We start from the raw sequence: 17,207 nt of genomic DNA, 5'->3' as shown, positions 1-17,207 counted from the left end.
GTGGTCGGGGTTTGGCTCAGTTGTCATACCCCAGGTTCGGCGCCAACCAGCGCTCGGTCACGCTGAGCGCTTGGCCTTTGCGTGCGGTGTAGCTGGCGACCTGGTCCTTGTCGACCTTGCCCACGGCAAAGTACTGCGCCTGGGGATGGGCGAAGTACCAGCCGCTGACTGCCGCCGCGGGGAACATGGCGTAGTGCTCGGTGAGAAATACACCACTGCGCCCGGCGTGCATTTCACGGGCTTCAGGGTCCAGCAGTTGAAACAGTTGGGCTTTCTCGGTGTGATCCGGGCATGCCGGGTAGCCCGGGGCAGGGCGGATGCCGCTGTATTGCTCTTTGATCAGCGCCTCGTTATCCAGCTGTTCGTCCTGGGCGTAGCCCCAGTGTTCCTTACGCACCTGCTGGTGCAGCCATTCGGCGCAGGCTTCGGCCAAACGGTCGGCCAGGGCCTTGACCATGATCGAGTTGTAGTCGTCGCCAGCGTCCTGATACGCCTTGGCGACTTCTTCGGCGCCGATACCTGCGGTGGTGATGAAACCGCCGATGTAGTCGGTTATGCCGCTGTCCTTGGGCGCCACGAAGTCGGCCAGGGAGAAGTTGGGCTTGCCGTCGGTCTTGATGATCTGCTGGCGCAGGTGATGCAGTTTGGCAATCGGCTGGCCGTCGTCACCGTAGACTTCCAGGTCATCGTCCTGCACCTGGTTGCTCGGCCAGAAACCGAACACGGCGCGGGCGCTGATGAGCTTTTCGTCGATCAGCTTGTTGAGCATTTCCTGGGCATCGGCGTACAGCGCAGTGGCGGCTTCACCGACCACCTCGTCTTCAAGGATGCGCGGGAACTTGCCGGCCAGGTCCCAGGAAATAAAGAACGGCGTCCAGTCGATGTATTCGGCCAGCACCCTGAGATCGATATTGTCCAGCACCCTGGCGCCAGTAAACGTCGGCTTGACCGGCGTGTAGCTGCTCCAGTCGAACTGCGGCTTCTTGGCGATGGCGGCCGGGTAGCTCAGGCGCTCAGTGCGGGCACTGCGGTTTGAGGTGCGCTCGCGCACGTCGATGTATTCCAGGCGGGTCTTTTCGACGAATCCGGCCTTCAACTCCTTGGACAGCAGCTGCGTGGCCACACCCACTGCGCGCGAGGCGTCGGTGACGTAGATCACCGCGTCATTGCTGTACTTGGGCTCGATCTTCACCGCCGTGTGCGCCTTGGAGGTGGTGGCGCCACCGATCATCAAGGGCAGGTGGAAGTCCTGGCGCTGCATCTCGCGGGCCACGTGCACCATTTCATCCAATGACGGTGTGATCAGCCCGGACAGGCCGATGATGTCGCACTTCTGTTCCTTGGCCACTTGCAGGATTTTTTCCGCAGGCACCATCACGCCCAGGTCCACGATGTCATAGCCGTTGCAACCGAGCACCACACCGACGATGTTCTTGCCGATGTCGTGCACGTCGCCCTTCACCGTGGCCATCAGGATCTTGCCCTTGGCTTCCGGCTTGTCGCCTTTTTCCAGTTCGATGAACGGGATCAAGTGGGCCACTGCCTGCTTCATTACACGGGCGGATTTGACCACCTGAGGCAGGAACATTTTACCGGCGCCAAACAGGTCGCCAACGATGTTCATGCCCGACATCAGCGGGCCTTCGATCACTTCGATCGGGCGTGCGAACGACTGCCGCGATTCTTCGGTGTCTTCGACGATATGGGTGGTGATGCCCTTGACCAGCGCGTGTTCCAGACGCTTGTTGACGTCCCAGCCACGCCATTCTTCGGTCTCGGCTTCCTTGACGCTGCCGTCGCCCTTGTACTTGTCGGCGATGGCGAGGAGGGCGTCGGTGCCTTCCGGCGTGCGGTTAAGCACCACGTCTTCCACTGCGTCACGCAGCTCGGCCGGGATCTGGTCGTAGATCTCCAGTTGGCCGGCGTTGACGATACCCATGGTCAGGCCGTTGCGGATCGCATACAGCAGGAACACCGAGTGGATCGCCTCACGCACCGGGTTGTTGCCACGGAACGAGAACGACACGTTGGACACGCCACCCGAGGTCAGCGCATACGGCAGTTCGTCGCGGATATAGGCGCAGGCGTTGATAAAATCGACAGCGTAGTTGTTGTGCTCTTCGATACCGGTGGCGACCGCGAAGATGTTCGGGTCGAAGATGATGTCTTCCGGCGGGAAGCCCACTTCATTGACCAGGATGTCGTAGGAGCGCTTGCAGATTTCTTTCTTGCGCGCCTCGGTGTCGGCCTGGCCGGCTTCGTCGAACGCCATCACCACCACCGCCGCGCCATAACGCTTGCACAGTTTGGCGTGGTGAATGAACTGCTCGACGCCTTCCTTCATGCTGATCGAGTTGACGATGCCCTTGCCCTGGATGCACTTGAGGCCGGCTTCGATCACTTCCCACTTGGAGGAGTCGATCATGATCGGCACACGGGAGATGTCCGGCTCGCCGGCAATCAGATTGAGGAAGGTGACCATGGCCTTCTTCGAATCCAACATGCCTTCATCCATGTTGATATCGATCACCTGGGCGCCGGCTTCCACCTGCTGCAGGGCGACTTCCAGGGCTTCGGTGTAGTTGTCTTCACGGATCAGGCGGGCGAACTTGGCGGAACCGGTGATGTTGGTACGCTCGCCGACGTTGACGAACAACGAGCTGCGATCAATGGTGAACGGCTCCAGGCCCGACAGGCGGCAAGCCTTGGGAATGTCCGGGATTACGCGTGGCGCGTAACCGGCCACGGCCTTGGCGATGGCCTCAATGTGGCCCGGCGTGGTGCCGCAGCAACCGCCGACGATGTTGAGGAACCCGCTCTGGGCAAACTCTTCGATGACCTTGGCGGTTTGTGACGGCAGCTCGTCGTACTCGCCGAACTCGTTGGGCAGGCCGGCGTTGGGGTGCGCCGACACGTGGGTGTTGGCCTTGTTCGACAGTTCTTCCAGGTACGGGCGCAGTTCGCTGGCGCCCAAGGCGCAGTTGAGGCCCACCGAAATCGGCTTGGCGTGCGCCACCGAGTTCCAGAACGCTTCGGTGGTCTGGCCCGACAGGGTACGGCCGGAAGCGTCGGTGATGGTGCCGGAGATCATGATCGGCAGTTCAGTATTCAGTTCTTCGAACACACCTTGCACGGCGAAGATCGCGGCTTTGGCGTTGAGCGTGTCAAAGATGGTCTCGATCAGGATCAGGTCGGCGCCGCCTTCGATCAGGCCTTTGGTGGCCTCGGTGTAGTTTTCCACCAGTTCATCGAAGGTCACGTTGCGGTAGCCGGGGTTGTTCACGTCCGGCGACAGCGAGCAGGTGCGGCTGGTCGGGCCGAGCACGCCGGCAACAAAACGCGGCTTGGCCGGGTTCTCCAGGGTCTTGGCATCGGCGACCTTGCGCGCCAGGCGGGCGCCTTCGACGTTGAGTTCATAGGCCAGTTCTTCCATGCCGTAATCGGCCATGGAGATACGCGTGGCGTTGAAGGTGTTGGTTTCCAGAATGTCGGCGCCGGCATCCAGGTAGGCCTTTTCGATGCCGCCGATCACGTCCGGGCGGGTGAGAATCAGCAGGTCGTTATTGCCTTTGACGTCACTGGGCCAGTCAGCAAAGCGTTTGCCGCGATAATCCTGCTCTTCGAGCTTGTAGCTCTGGATCATCGTGCCCATACCGCCATCGAGGATCAGGATACGGTCCTTGAGGGCTTGATGAAGGGCTTGCAGACGAACGCTACGGTCGGACATGGGGCTACTCTGGTCAGGCATTTCGGAGGGCGTGAATCATAGCAAACCTGTGCCGATTTAGAGCATGTCGTGGTTTTGCATGAATATCGTTCATGTTGGGGTGGGCCTTGGCCCGGTAGACTCTCCGGCACTTATTAGCGCACGCATTGAATCGGGACCGGATACATGTCACTTCGCCTACTCACCAGCGCCGTCCTGGCGCTGGTCGCCTGCATTGCACAGGCCAACGGACCCGCCCCGGCGATTTCCTATACCCGCGACATCCAGCCGATCTTCACCGAAAAGTGCGTGGCCTGCCATGCCTGCTACGACTCCGCGTGCCAATTGAACCTGGGCAGCGCCGAGGGCGCGGCCCGTGGTGCGAGCAAAACCCCGGTGTATGACGGCGAGCGCAGCCAGGCCACACCGACCACGCGTTTGTTCTACGACGCGTTCGGTAAGCAGGCCTGGCAGCAAAAAGGCTTCTATTCGGTACTCGACGCCCAAGGCAGCCAGGCCGCGTTGATGGCGCGCATGCTGGAACTTGGGCATAACGCACCGCTGCAACCCAACGCCAAGTTACCCGACGAGATCGTGTTGGGCCTCAACCGCCAAAACATGTGTGCCATGCCCGGCGAGTTCAACGCCTATGCCGGCAGCCATCCCAAGGAAGGCATGCCCTTGGCGGTCACCGGCCTCACCGACCAGCAATACCAGACCTTGCAGCGCTGGCTCGCCTCCGGTGCACCGATTGATGAACAAGGCCTGGCGCCGAGTGCCAGGGAAGCCTTGCAAGTGCAACAGTGGGAGCACCTGTTCAACCAGCCCGGCGCTCGCGAAAGCCTGGTGGCTCGCTGGTTGTACGAGCATTTGTACCTGGCGCATATCTACTTTGAAAACGGCGAGCCGGGGCATTTCTTCCAGTGGGTGCGTTCGCGCACGCCCAGTGGCCAGCCCATCGACCTGATCGCCACCCGTCGCCCCAATGATGACCCCGGTACCCAGGTGTATTACCGCCTGTGGCCGGTGCAGGGCGTGATCGTGCATAAAACCCACATCACTTACCCATTCAGTGCGGCGAAAATGCTGCGTATCAAAGACCTGTTCTATTCCGGCGACTGGCAGGTGAGTGCCTTGCCGGGCTATGGCCCTGGTCGCCGTGCCAACCCGTTCGAGACCTTCGAAGCCATCCCGGCCAAGGCGCGCTACCAGTTCATGCTCGATAACGCCGAGTATTTTGTGCGCACCTTTATTCGCGGGCCGGTCTGCCGTGGGCAGATCGCCACGGATGTGATCCGCGACAACTTCTGGACCCTGTTCCAGGACCCGGACCATGACCTGTACATCACCGATGCACGCTATCGCGGCCAGGCCACGCCGCTGCTGGCGATGCCGGGGCAGAACGATGACGTGGGCAGCGTGCTCAGCCTGTGGCTGGCCTATCGCGACAAGCGCAACCAGTACGAAGCCTTGCGCCGAGACAGCTACGCGGACGTGCCGCCGCCGAGTTGGTCGACCTTGTGGGCGGGGAATGACAATGCCTTGCTGACGATTTTCCGGCATTTCGACAGTGCTGCGGTGACCAAAGGCTTGATTGGCGAAGTGCCGCAGACGATGTGGTTGTTCGACTATCCGCTGCTGGAGCGCACCTATTACCAGTTGGCGGTGAATTTCGATGTGTTCGGCAATGTGTCGCACCAGGCCCAGACCCGGCTGTATTTTGACCTGATCCGCAACGGCGCCGAGCAGAACTTCCTGCGCCTGATGCCGGCCGATACCCGCGATGACTTTATGGACGATTGGTACCAGAACAGCGGCAAGCTCAAGCTGTGGCTGGACTACGAGGCGATTGACGACGACAAGCCAAGCGGCTTGCATCTGGATGAAAAACACCCGAAACGTGACTTTGCCAACCAGTTACTGACGCGTTACGGCGACTTGAATGCCAGCCCGGATCCGATCAACCGCTGCACGGGCGCTTACTGCTCGCGCGAGGGTATCGACCCAGCGTTGCAGGACGCGGAGCAGGCATTGAGCCAGCTGACATCACGCCCGGCGGCGGGGCTCAAGGTGATTGATCAGTTACCTGAGGCAACCATGCTGCGTATCGAGACCGCCAGCGGCAAGCGCGTGGTTTACAGCCTGCTGCGTAACCGCGCGCACAGCAATGTGGCGTTCCTGCTGGGCGAGGCTTATCGCTATCAGCCGGGGTTGGATACGGTGACGATCTATCCGGGTGTGCTTAGCAGCTATCCGAACTTCATCTTCAACATCCCGGCGCAGGAAGTGCCGGCATTTGTGACGGAAATGGAAAACGCCAAGGACGCCAGGCGGTTCGAGAAGATTGTTGATCGGTGGGGTGTGCGGCGCAGTCATCCGCTGTTCTGGCACTACTTTCACGACCTGTCGCAGTACATCCGCGAGACGACGCCGGTGGAAGAAGGTGTGCTGGATATGAATCGCTATGAAAATCTTTGATGCGGTGGTTGGGTCTTTTCCGACAAAATTACTCGGACTTTGTACCTGCGTAATATTTTGGCGTAAACTGCCGGCAAGCCTGTGAGGAGTTTCCATGACTGCCATAACCATTACCGACGCCGCCCACGATTACCTGGCTGACCTGCTGTCCAAGCAGAACACCCCAGGCATTGGCATCCGCGTCTTTATTACCCAGCCCGGCACCCAGTACGCCGAGACTTGCATCGCCTACTGCAAGCCTGGGGAAGAGAAACCTGAAGACACCGCCCTGGGGCTTAAAAGCTTCACCGCGTACATCGACAACTTCAGCGAAGCCTTCCTCGACGACGCCGTGGTCGACTACGCCACCGATCGCATGGGCGGCCAGTTGACCATCAAGGCGCCCAACGCCAAGGTGCCGAACGTCAACGCCGACAGCCCGGTCAACGAGCGCATCAACTACTACCTGCAAACCGAGATCAACCCGGGGCTTGCCAGCCACGGCGGTCAGGTCAGCTTGATCGATGTGGTCGAAGACGGTATTGCCGTGCTCAAGTTCGGCGGCGGCTGCCAAGGCTGCGGCCAGGCGGACGTGACCTTGCGTGAGGGCATCGAGCGCACCTTGCTCGAACGTATCCCGGAGCTCAAGGGCGTACGTGACGTGACCGACCACACGCAGAAAGAAAACGCCTACTACTGAGTAAGGTGTTCACTGCGAATAAAAAAACGGCGCCCCGTGAGCGCCGTTTTTTTATGCTTAAAATTCAGTGTCTTACGCGATTTATCTAACAAGAAATATTAACTGTGGGAGCGGGCTTGCTCGCGAATGCGCTGGGTCAGTTAAAGTTGTGCTGACTGACCCACTGCATTCGCGAGCAAGCCCGCTCCCACAGTTTGACCGCGTTTCTTCAGGGGCGGTAAAGGTGAGCATGCCCCGCCCGATACAGCGAAGACTCGCTGAAACCATCACTGGCCAACACCCGGCCCACCACAATCAACGCCGTCCGCCGAAACCCTTTGGCCGCCACCTTCGCGGCAATATCCGCCAACGTGCCCACCACCCAATCCTGATCCGGCCACGTCGCGCGGTGCACCACGGCAATCGGGCAGTCCGCGCCGTAGTGCGGCAGCAGTTCGGCGACGATCTTCTGCAGATGGTTGACCCCCAGGTGAATCGCCATCGTTGTGCCGTGTTGCGCCAAGCTGTCGAACGCCTCACCGGCCGGCATGCTGGTTTTATCGGCATAACGGGTCAGGATCACACTCTGGGCGATGTCCGGCAACGTCAGCTCTGTCTCCAGCAACGCTGCGCACGCCGACACCGCCGTCACCCCAGGGATGATCTGGAAGGGGATGCCCAACTCACGCAAATAACGGATCTGCTCGCCAATCGCGCCATACAGGCTCGGGTCGCCGGAGTGTACGCGGGCCACATCCTGGCCGTTGGCGTGGGCTGTCTTGATCAGCTCAATGATCTGCTCCAGGTGCAATTGGGCGCTGTTGACCACCTGTTCGGCCTGATGACCTTGCAGTACCGCCGCCGGCACCAGGGAGCCGGCGTAGATGATCACCGGGCAACTGCGGATCAGCCGCTGGCCCTTGACGGTGATCAATTCCGGGTCGCCGGGGCCTGCGCCGATAAAGTAGACGGTCATGGGAGTTCCTGTTGAAAAACGGGCGAGCATGAAAGTTGCTCATGATCGAGGAGCGCAATTATCGGGATTTCAGTCGGCGCACGCCAATGCAAACGTCGCCTGGGCGGTTTTTTTGCGCGTGATCAACAGGCGAGCGGGGCGTTGGGACAGCTGTTCAGCCAGGGCCAGGGCCGCGCTTTCGGCGATGCCGTAGCAACCGGTATGCGCAAATGCGACGGCTGACTTGTGGCTCAAGCGGTCTTCATAACCGGCCAATTGTTCTGCACTGAAACACTGCAAGGGCAGTTCCAGCAACCGGGCCAGGGCCAGCAGGCCGGGTTCAGCCTGTTTGTGATCAATGCTCGCCAACGCGGTGATGCGTTGGCGATCAATGCCGCCGTCGGCGAGGGCTGCGTCAAGCAGGCCAAGCAGGGTGTGAACATCACAGCCACGCTGGCAACCCAGGCCGACCACCAGCGTCATGCCGAGTATTGGCCGTCGCGGTTGCGGCGAAACAGCCACGCGCTGATCCAGCCCAAGGCCAGCCAGAAGGCGACGTTGGTCAGTTGCGAGGCGATCTTGAACTGCGCTTCCAGGGCTTCGGGTGCCAGCATCGAATGCACTTGCGGTTGTGGCGCGCCGATCACGTGGGGCACGGCCAGGATCGCCACGCCCAGCACCTTGAGCAGCCAGCTACGCCCAAACACCAGCAGTGCGATACCCGCAGCGGTAGAGGCCGCGGTGCCGATCCACCAGATCTGCCGTTGCGCCAGGTCGGCGGCAGCCGTGCCCGGCAACTCCGGCGGCAAGCCCAGGGTCGGCGCCAGTACAAACGTCGCATAGCCGGCCAAACCCCAGAGCAACCCTTGAGCCGTGCGGGTCGGCGCGCGCAAGGTATAGAGACCGGCAAGCATCAGCGCGAAACCCACCGCGACCACCAGGTTGCCACCGGTGGTCGACAGCACACGCTGCCAGCCATTTTCCGGCTCCCAGGCTTCGGCGTCGTGGGTGTGGGCTGCGGCCCCGGCGGTGTGTTCGTGCGCGACTTCGGCAACCGGGGCCTTTTCAAAGGTTTCCGCCTGCAAAATCAGCGGGGCGACCCAGAAACTTTGCAGCAGGGTCAGCAACAGGGCGGCCAGCAGGCCGGTGAAACCTGCGGTTTGAGCAATACGCTTGATCATGTCGGCAGGTCTCAGTGGCACGGGAACGCGGCGCTGTGGCGGGTATCGTGGGCGGCGTTGTGCACCGCTTCGATATGCGAGAAACCGGCGAAGTACACCAGGCATGCGCCGAGGATCGACGCGCCGATGGCGGCGCCCAGGCGTTGGCTCAAGGTGGCGGTGCTGCTGGCGGTGTGCGAAGTGCTGCTGATGATCGACATGGCGCGTCCCTTCAGGGGTTCAGGGTGACGCAGGCGCATGAAAACCCCGCGAGCCAGGCACGCAGGGTTCAAACAGCGCCCGCCCACCGCGGGTTTGTTATCTGATTTTTTCGGGCCGGTCTCCGGGCTTGCGAGGGGCGCTCTTGGGAAAAGAGCTGGGCCGTATCAAGCATCTCCTTCCCATGCACAGGCACAGTGGATTTGACGCTTCGCTCGCTTACCGTTGCGGGGGCAGCACCGGACTCGTCATCACGCTATGACTCACCGGTTTCCCGTTTCACCCTGTGAAGGGCACCCGAAACAAGATGTGTAGGAAAGCATGGGCGGGTGATAGGCGTCAAATAGTGGTTGGCGCCTCTCGAAGTTCGGGTGCCACCGTCAACCCGTTGGGCAAATCAATCAGTCTGGGTAATGAAATTCGGGCGAGCTGTGAGTGCGTGTGTACTCAACGTTGCGCTGATCGAAGCGCTGGTCTTGTTTGCCTGAGAACCCCAGAAAGCCCACGCCAATATCCAAGCGGTCAAGCAACTCTTTGCGTTTGAGCAGTTCCTGAGCGACTCCCCTTGCTTGGGGACTGAATGTGTTGGCGCTTGGCAGTTCACCGGCGGCTTCGCGTAACTCAGTGAAATTCACATATTTGTCGCCTGCGCCGTACTCATTGAAGTTTTTGCCGACCAGGGCTATCAGCGCCCGGTCACTCAGGAGGTGGAATTCACCGGTCTCAGTCGCGAGATCGTCTCGGCTGATCTGACCATTTTTACCGCTGTTGAGGTCCAGCTGCTCGAACAGGTCTTTGCGCTTCAATACTTCCTGAGCAATTTCGATCTGACTTTGTGTTGGGCGCACTCCGTGCAGCGGTAGTCCATCTGCTACTCGCTGAAGGGACTCTTTGGTAATGGTCTCGGTAAAACGCGGATCGCTCATGGCATCAAAATAGGTTTGGAGTGCTTGCGCCAGTTCCCGGGGCTGGAGTTGGTCAACAGGCTTTGTCCACCCTGCAGTCGTTGGCGCTGCTTGCTGGTTAAGGGAAGGGACGGGCAAGTGTGAATTAACATACGGGGGGATTGAGAGCGTCATGGTTATCTCCATTGTGTGATGAGGTCTTTTTATATATGTCCAATTCGTTAAATGCGTTCCCGGAGCATTCCGTTTATATATTTGGATTTGTTTCATCGCGCCTCACGGCGAGCGCCCCGGTCCCTTTATCAATCAACATTGACCCGCTTCCCCGCACTGCGTAGCCTTGCACCTTCGAGGTTCTTCGGCCCACGCCGAAGCTAAGAAGGGAACGCGGTCCAAGCCGCGGCTGCCCCCGCAACTGTGAAGGGTTCAGCTGACTGCCACGCCACTGCCATAACGGCGGGAAGGCGCAGCCAGCGCGAGTCACCCGACTCGCAAGCCCCAAGCCAGGAGACCTGCCTCGCAACTGATTTTCTACTTAACCGGGCGGGGTGATCCGGTGACGAAATCCGCTGCTGCGCGCCGTCGCAGGGCCATCGTCCCGTATGCCCGCCCCAAAGGGCATCCGATGAAAACACTGGCCAAACCAACTTCCCGTCACCATCGTTACCGGCTTCCTCGGCTCGGGTAAAACCACCTTGCTGCGCCATATGCTCGACAACGCCCAAGGCCGTCGCATTGCGGTGATCGTCAATGAGTTCGGCGAGTTGGGCATCGACGGTGAAATCCTCAAGCAGTGCTCCATCGGTTGCACCGAAGAAGAGGCCAACGGCCGCGTTTACGAACTGGCCAACGGCTGCCTGTGCTGCACCGTGCAGGAAGAATTCTTCCCGGTGATGCGCGAGCTGGTGGCTCGTCGCGGCGACCTCGACCATATCCTTATCGAAACCTCGGGCCTGGCCCTGCCAAAACCGCTGGTGCAAGCCTTCCAGTGGCCGGAAATCCGCAGCGCCTGCACGGTTGACGCAGTCATCACCGTGGTCGACAGCCCGGCCGTGGCCGCCGGCACTTTCGCCGCTTTCCCGGACCAGGTTGACGCCCAGCGCAAACTCGACCCGAACCTGGACCACGAATCGCCGCTGCACGAGTTGTTCGCCGACCAACTGGCCAGCGCCGACCTGGTGATCCTCAACAAATCCGACCTGATCAGCGCCGAAGACCTGGCCCGCGTGCGCCTGGAAGTCGCCGAGGAACTGCCACCGGCGGTGAAAATCGTCGAAGCCAGCAGCGGTCGCTTGCCGTTGGACGTGCTGATCGGCCTGGGCGCCGGTTCCGAAGAACACATCGACGGCCGCCACAGCCACCACGATCATCACCATGACGGTGAAGACGATCATGACCACGATCACGATGCATTCGACTCCATCTCCATCGACCTGCCGCAAGCCGACGAAGCGCTGCTGCTCGACGCCCTGACCCAGTTGGTGGTGCAGCACGGCATCCTGCGCGTCAAAGGCTTTGCGGCGATCCCGAACAAGCCGATGCGCCTGCTGATCCAGGGTGTGGGCACGCGTTTCGACAAGCATTTCGACCGCGCCTGGGGCGCCGACGAAGCGCGCATCACTCGCCTGGTGCTGATCGGCCAGGCGCTGGACGCGGCGGGCCTCGAAGCGCAATTGCGCGCAGCGCTCAGCGTTTAACCCATGCACCTGCTCAGGACTCAGCCGGGTGGTTTCGTTTCGGACGACAATATTGCCGACTTGGGCCAAACCCCCGCCGAGCTGGTGATCCTGTGCAGCGGTGATTCCAGCCTGGCACTGTTGGCCGAGGCCGGCCAGCAGTTGCCCGACGACTACCCCAGCTTTCGCCTGGCCAACCCCATGCAGGTGCAAAACCACGCCTCGGTCGACCTCTACGTCGACGAGGTGCTGCGCCACGCCAAGGTCATCCTGATTTCGCTGCACGGTGGCATCGGTTATTGGCGTTACGGCATTGAGCGTCTGGTGGAATTGGCCGAGCGCGGCGTGCAGTTGATTCTGGTGCCGGGCGACGATCGCCCCGACCCGGAGCTCAGCGGCTTAAGCACCGTGGGCATGGCTGAGCGCGACCGCCTCTGGCACTTTCTGCGCCAGGGCGGTTTGGGCAATGCGCTGGATTTTTATCGTTGCCTGGCCAGCAGCCACCTGGGCCGCGACTACACCTGGGCCGAGCCGCGAACCCTGGCGCGCACGGCGATTTATCACCCGCATAAACCCCACCCACGGCTGAACGACTGGCAGGCCGATTGGCACGCCGACTGGCCGGTGGCGGCGGTGTTGTTCTACCGCTCGCACTTGCAGGCGGCCAATACCGGTTTTATCGACGTGTTCTGCCAACGCTTGCAGGCGGCGGGTCTTAACCCGTTGCCGATGGCGGTGGCCAGTTTGAAAGAGCCCGGCTGCCTGACGGTGGTCGAGGACCTGCTCGATGAAGTGCAGGCGGCGGTGATCTTGAACACCACCGGCTTTGCCCAATCCAGCCCGGAAGCCCCACACCTGCGGCCGTTTCGCCGCAACATCCCGGTGATCCAGGCGATCTGCGCCCAGGACAACCAGCCCGGCTGGGAGGCCAGTGAACAGGGCCTTGGCCCGCGTGACCTGGCCATGCACATCGCCTTGCCGGAGCTGGACGGGCGCATTATCAGCCGTCCCATCAGCTTTAAAGACTTAGCCTGGCGCAGCGAGCGCAGCCAATCCGATGTGGTGTGCTACCGCGCAGCGCCCGAGCGCATGGATTTTGTCGCTGAACTGGCGCGGCGTTGGGTGGAACTGGCGCGAGTGCCGAATGCCGATAAACGCATCGCGCTGATTCTGGCCAATTACCCGACCCGCGACGGCCGCATCGGCAATGGCGTCGGCCTGGACACGCCGGCGGCGGCACTGAATATCCTGCGGGCGCTGCAAGCCGAAGGTTACCCGGTACCGAGTGAGTTGCCCGCCAGCGGCACGGCCTTGATCCATGAGTTGCTTGGCGGCGTCACCAACGACCTCGACAGCCTCGACCTGCGCCCGTGCCATCAAAGCCTGGGCCTGGACGACTACGAGGCGATGTTCCAGCGCTTGCCCGACCCCAATCGCCTGGCGGTGCTGGAACGCTGGGGCGCGCCGCACACCGACCCGATGTGCCGCGACGGGCGCATGATGATCGCCGGACTGCGCCTGGGCCTGACCTTTGTCGGCATTCAGCCGGCACGCGGTTATCAGGTGGACCACAGCGCGGTGTACCACGACCCCGACCTGGTGCCACCCCATGGCTACCTGGCGTTCTACTTCTGGTTGCGCCACACCTACGGCGCCCATGCCGTGATCCATGTGGGCAAGCATGGCAACCTTGAATGGCTGCCGGGCAAGGGGGTCGGGCTGTCGCAACAGTGCTGGCCGGATGCGCTGCTCGGGCCATTGCCGAATATCTACCCGTTTATTGTCAATGACCCAGGCGAGGGCGCCCAGGCCAAGCGCCGCACCCAGGCGGTGATCATCGACCACTTGATGCCGCCGCTGACCCGCGCCGAAACCTACGGCCCGCTGCGTAACCTGGAGCTCTTGGCAGACGAATATTACGAAGCGCAGTTGCTCGACCCACGCCGCGCCCTCGAGCTGCAAAAAGACATTCTCAAGCTGGTACGCGAAACCCGTATCGACCAGGAACTTGAGCTGGACAACGACGCCGACGCGGCAGTCTGGCTGCCGCGCCTGGACACCTACCTGTGTGACTTGAAGGAGTCGCAGATCCGCGACGGCCTGCATATCTTTGGCGAGTCGCCCGAAGGCCGCCTGCGCATCGACACCTTGCTGGCCTTGCTGCGTATTCCCCGTGGCGATGGACGTGGCCCGCAATCGAGCCTGCTACGGGTGTTGGCCAAAGCCTTCGACCTGGGTTTCGACCCACTCGATTGTGCCCTGTCCGAGCCCTGGACCGGGCGCCGGCCCGAGGTGTTGCAGAAGATCGACGCGCAGCTGTGGCGCACCGCCGGTGACACCCGTGAACGTCTGGAGCTGTTTGCCGCGCGGCTGATCGAGCAAGCACTGGAAGGGCCGCTGGAACAGCTTGAAGAGCCCGGCTGGGAGGACGTCAAGTCAGTCATCGAGAGCCTGCGCATTGTTGTCGCGCCGCGCCTGGACGCCTGCGGCCCCGCCGAAATGCGCGGCTTGCTGGATGCGCTCAGTGGTCGTTTCGTACCCGCTGGCCCCAGCGGCGCACCAAGTCGCGGGCGCCTCGACGTGCTGCCCACCGGGCGTAATTTCTTCAGCGTGGATGTGCGCAACCTGCCCACCACCACGGCCTGGCGCATCGGTTTTCAATCCGCCAACCTGATCCTTGAGCGGCACTTGCAAGACCATGGCGACCATTTGCGCCAGCTCGGTCTCTCTGTCTGGGGCACCGCCACCATGCGCACCGGCGGCGATGATATCGCCCAGGCCATGGCGCTGATGGGCGTGCGCCCGGTATGGGCCACGGGCAGCCAGCGCGTGGATGACTTTGAAATCCTGCCGATCAGCCTGTTGGATCGCCCACGGGTGGATGTGACGTTGCGCGTGTCCGGGTTCTTCCGCGATGCCTTTGCCAACCTGATCCGCCTGTTCGACGCGGCGGTGCAGGCGGTGGCGGCGCTGGATGAGCCGGACGACATGAACCCGCTGGCGGCCAAGGTGCGCAGTGAGCGTGAAGCGTTGCTCAAGTCGGGCCTGGACGAAGCGGCGGCTGCGAAGCAGGCGGGCTGGCGCATCTTTGGCGCCAAACCCGGTGCCTATGGCGCGGGCGTACAGGGCGCGATTGATGGTCGACTGTGGCAAAGCCGCGAAGACTTGGCCGAGGTCTACCTGAACTGGGGCGGCTACGCCTATGGGGGTGCCGATGAAGGCACCGCTGCCCGCGAACAATTCGCCCAGCGCTTGAGCCAGGTACAGGCGGTTTTGCACAACCAGGACAACCGCGAACACGACCTGCTCGATTCCAACGATTACTACCAATTCCAGGGTGGCATGCTCGCCGCCGTGGAAACCCTGAGTGGCGACAAGGCCGCCAGCTACCATGGCGACCACAGCCAGCCGGACTTGCCGAAGATCCGCACCTTGAAGGAAGAGCTCAACCGGGTGATCCGCTCCCGTGCCGCCAACCCCAAGTGGATCGACGGCGTGAAACGCCACGGTTATAAAGGCGCATTCGAGATGGCGGCCACGGTAGACAATTTGTTCGCATTCGACGCCACCACTGCGCTGATCGACGATCACCAATACGCCTTGCTTGCCGACGCTTACCTGCTCGACGCCGACACCCGCGCCTTTGTGCAGCAGCACAACCCGGCGGCACTGCGCGACATGACCGAGCGCATGCTCGAAGCCCAGCAGCGCGGCCTGTGGCAGGAGCCGGGCGCGTACCGCGAGGCGTTGGAAAACCTGTTGCTGGACATAGAAGAAGACAGCTGATGACCGATATCCCCCATTTCCCGCTGTCCGCCGTGGTCGGCGCCGATGAGCTGAAACTGGCGCTGTGCCTGACCGCCATCGACCCGAAAATCGGCGGCGTGCTGATCGAAGGCCCACGCGGCATGGCCAAATCCACACTGGCGCGTGGCCTTGCGGACCTGCTCGCCAGTGGCCAGTTCGTCACCCTGCCATTGGGCGCCACCGAAGAGCGCCTGGTCGGCACCCTGGACCTGGATGCCGCGCTGGGCGAAGGCCGCGCGCAGTTTTCTCCCGGTGTATTGGCCAAGGCCGATGGCGGCGTGTTGTATGTCGATGAAGTCAACTTGCTGCCTGATCATCTGGTTGACCTGCTGCTGGATGTGGCTGCCAGCGGCACCAACCTGATCGAACGCGATGGTATCTCCCATCGCCATTCGGCGCGTTTTGTGCTGATCGGCACCATGAACCCGGAGGAGGGTGAGTTGCGCCCGCAACTGCTCGACCGCTTCGGCTTCAATGTGGCGCTCGGCGGGCAGACCTTGCCCAGCGAGCGTGGGCAAATCATCCGGCGCCGCCTGGATTTCGACAGCGACCCGACGGCGTTCTGCAGCCAGTGGGCCGAACCACAGGCGGCGCTGCGTGAGCGTTGCACCCAGGCGCGCCAGCGGCTCGACAGCATTGCACTGGATGACCAGGCCTTGGCGCAGATCACCGAGCGTTGTTTTGCCGCCGGTGTCGATGGCCTGCGCGCCGACCTGGTCTGGTTGCGCGGCGCCCGCGCCCATGCTGCCTGGCGCGGCGCGGCTGCCATCGCCGAGGAAGATATCGAAGCGGTGGCCGAGTTCGCCTTGCGTCATCGCCGCCAACCGCAGTCGCCGTCGACAAGCCCGCCCGATCAAGGCCAGGCCGCAAAACCGTCTGACCCGTCACCCGGTCAGGGCCAGTGGGGCGATATGCCCGCGCCGGCATTGCCCACGGGCGCCCGCCGCGAAGTACCCGCCTGGCCAAAAAAGCCCTAGGCATTCGCCCTCGACCTGACGCGGGGGCGGATGCCCGGCCCAAGGCAGGGCGACTGGAACACGGCAGGCACGGCAAGGCGCGCAGCGCCCAGCGTGGCGCGATCAATTGGCCGGGCACCTTGCTCGGTGGCCGCCCGCAGTGCCGTGAGGATCTGCTCTATCACCTGCGCAGCCGCGCGAGCCATGAGCTGTGGCTGGTGATTGTCGATGCCTCGGCGTCCACCCGCCGCCATGGCGCGCTGAGCGACGCCAAAGGCCTGCTCGCCCAACTGTTTGATGACGCCTACCGGCAGCGGGCGCGCCTGGCGTTATTGAGCGCCAGCGGGCACGCGCCTGAATGGCAGGTGCAAGGGCTCAAGGCCGCCAAAGGCTTGACCCGCTGGTTGGCGCAGCTGGGCGCCGGTGGCGGCACGCCGTTGCTGGCGGCGTTGTCTGAAGCCGGCCAATGGCTGCAAGCGCGCCGCCAGCGTTACCCGGCCGAGCAGCAACGGCTGCTGGTGATTACCGATGGGCGGCTCAAGGCTATCGCCGGGTTGCCTGTGCTCGATTGCCCTGGATTGCTGGTGGATATCGAGCGCGGCCCGATCAGGCTAGGCCGCGCGAAGCAGCTGGCGCTTGAGCTGCAACTGGACTATCGGCCTATCGATAGCCTGTAGGCTTAATAAA

The 17,207-nt window shown here is 62.2% G+C and carries 11 protein-coding genes, 1 pseudogene and 2 riboswitches; of the genes and pseudogenes, 6 read left to right on the top strand and 6 right to left on the bottom strand.

Annotation, left to right across the window (positions count from 1 at the left end):
• Window positions 1–16 precede the first annotated feature (16 nt).
• Window positions 17–3,727, bottom strand: a complete 3,711-nt coding sequence (gene metH / locus QF043_RS16180) for a methionine synthase (RefSeq protein WP_307419328.1) — start codon at window positions 3,725–3,727, stop codon at window positions 17–19.
• A 165-nt stretch (window positions 3,728–3,892) separates the two neighbouring features.
• On the opposite strand from metH, the gene QF043_RS16175 reads away from it, so the two are divergent.
• Together QF043_RS16175 and nfuA are read left to right on the top strand one after the other, a co-directional pair.
• Complete coding sequence (locus tag QF043_RS16175) at window positions 3,893–6,184, top strand: fatty acid cis/trans isomerase (RefSeq protein WP_307419327.1); 2,292 nt, start codon at window positions 3,893–3,895, stop codon at window positions 6,182–6,184.
• Window positions 6,185–6,278: 94 nt separating this feature from the next.
• Window positions 6,279–6,863, top strand: coding sequence for a Fe-S biogenesis protein NfuA (nfuA, locus tag QF043_RS16170; RefSeq protein ID WP_017136914.1), 585 nt, complete (start codon window positions 6,279–6,281; stop codon window positions 6,861–6,863).
• 208 nt (window positions 6,864–7,071) lie between these two features.
• Here the strand turns inward: nfuA and cobM are convergent, their stop codons facing one another.
• From cobM to QF043_RS16145, 5 genes are all read right to left on the bottom strand, one after another.
• A complete protein-coding gene (cobM, locus tag QF043_RS16165) occupies window positions 7,072–7,818 on the bottom strand; it encodes a precorrin-4 C(11)-methyltransferase (protein WP_307419325.1) in 747 nt (248 codons plus the stop codon).
• A 69-nt stretch (window positions 7,819–7,887) separates the two neighbouring features.
• Window positions 7,888–8,280: a cobalamin biosynthesis protein gene (locus QF043_RS16160; RefSeq protein WP_305459496.1), complete on the bottom strand. Its 393-nt coding sequence runs from the start codon at window positions 8,278–8,280 to the stop codon at window positions 7,888–7,890.
• Window positions 8,277–8,978 carry a CbtA family protein gene (locus tag QF043_RS16155; RefSeq protein ID WP_307419324.1) on the bottom strand — a complete coding sequence of 234 codons (702 nt, stop codon included), beginning with the start codon at window positions 8,976–8,978 and terminating at the stop codon, window positions 8,277–8,279. Before QF043_RS16155 ends, QF043_RS16160 begins: the two co-directional genes overlap by 4 nt.
• Before the next feature lie 11 nt (window positions 8,979–8,989).
• Complete coding sequence (locus QF043_RS16150; protein WP_056859468.1) at window positions 8,990–9,178, bottom strand: CbtB-domain containing protein; 189 nt, start codon at window positions 9,176–9,178, stop codon at window positions 8,990–8,992.
• A gap of 95 nt (window positions 9,179–9,273) precedes the next feature.
• Window positions 9,274–9,492, bottom strand: a riboswitch (cobalamin riboswitch).
• Window positions 9,493–9,577: 85 nt separating this feature from the next.
• Window positions 9,578–10,255 (bottom strand): hypothetical protein, encoded by a 678-nt coding sequence (locus tag QF043_RS16145; RefSeq protein WP_307419323.1) that lies wholly within the window; start codon window positions 10,253–10,255, stop codon window positions 9,578–9,580.
• Between the two features lie 160 nt (window positions 10,256–10,415).
• Window positions 10,416–10,616, top strand: a riboswitch (cobalamin riboswitch).
• Window positions 10,617–10,725: 109 nt separating this feature from the next.
• Between QF043_RS16145 and cobW the strand changes: the two are divergent.
• From cobW to QF043_RS16125, 4 genes and pseudogenes are all read left to right on the top strand, one after another.
• Window positions 10,726–11,778 (top strand): annotated as a pseudogene (cobW, locus tag QF043_RS16140) (cobalamin biosynthesis protein CobW); the annotation flags it as partial.
• A 3-nt stretch (window positions 11,779–11,781) separates the two neighbouring features.
• Entirely contained in the window at window positions 11,782–15,543 is a 3,762-nt protein-coding gene (gene cobN, locus QF043_RS16135; protein ID WP_307419322.1) for a cobaltochelatase subunit CobN, read from the top strand.
• Window positions 15,543–16,541 carry an ATP-binding protein gene (locus QF043_RS16130; RefSeq protein WP_307419321.1) on the top strand — a complete coding sequence of 333 codons (999 nt, stop codon included), beginning with the start codon at window positions 15,543–15,545 and terminating at the stop codon, window positions 16,539–16,541. Before cobN ends, QF043_RS16130 begins: the two co-directional genes overlap by 1 nt.
• Window positions 16,542–16,594: 53 nt before the next feature.
• Window positions 16,595–17,197 carry a VWA domain-containing protein gene (locus QF043_RS16125; protein ID WP_307421414.1) on the top strand — a complete coding sequence of 201 codons (603 nt, stop codon included), beginning with the start codon at window positions 16,595–16,597 and terminating at the stop codon, window positions 17,195–17,197.
• The last annotated feature ends 10 nt before the right edge of the window (window positions 17,198–17,207 follow it).

The sequence above is a fragment of the Pseudomonas sp. W3I7 genome (assembly GCF_030816095.1).
Lineage (GTDB): Bacteria > Pseudomonadota > Gammaproteobacteria > Pseudomonadales > Pseudomonadaceae > Aquipseudomonas > Aquipseudomonas salomonii.
Note: the sequence above shows the minus strand (reverse complement) of the source record. Positions and strands in the feature narration are given on the sequence as shown.

Coding starts and splice junctions, on each gene's coding strand:
- metH (WP_307419328.1), bottom strand. CDS start 3,727: ATGTCCGACCGTAGCGTTCGTCTGCAAGCCCTTCATCAAGCCCTCAAG.
- QF043_RS16175 (WP_307419327.1), top strand. CDS start 3,893: ATGTCACTTCGCCTACTCACCAGCGCCGTCCTGGCGCTGGTCGCCTGC.
- nfuA (WP_017136914.1), top strand. CDS start 6,279: ATGACTGCCATAACCATTACCGACGCCGCCCACGATTACCTGGCTGAC.
- cobM (WP_307419325.1), bottom strand. CDS start 7,818: ATGACCGTCTACTTTATCGGCGCAGGCCCCGGCGACCCGGAATTGATC.
- QF043_RS16160 (WP_305459496.1), bottom strand. CDS start 8,280: ATGACGCTGGTGGTCGGCCTGGGTTGCCAGCGTGGCTGTGATGTTCAC.
- QF043_RS16155 (WP_307419324.1), bottom strand. CDS start 8,978: ATGATCAAGCGTATTGCTCAAACCGCAGGTTTCACCGGCCTGCTGGCC.
- QF043_RS16150 (WP_056859468.1), bottom strand. CDS start 9,178: ATGTCGATCATCAGCAGCACTTCGCACACCGCCAGCAGCACCGCCACC.
- QF043_RS16145 (WP_307419323.1), bottom strand. CDS start 10,255: ATGACGCTCTCAATCCCCCCGTATGTTAATTCACACTTGCCCGTCCCT.
- cobN (WP_307419322.1), top strand. CDS start 11,782: ATGCACCTGCTCAGGACTCAGCCGGGTGGTTTCGTTTCGGACGACAAT.
- QF043_RS16130 (WP_307419321.1), top strand. CDS start 15,543: ATGACCGATATCCCCCATTTCCCGCTGTCCGCCGTGGTCGGCGCCGAT.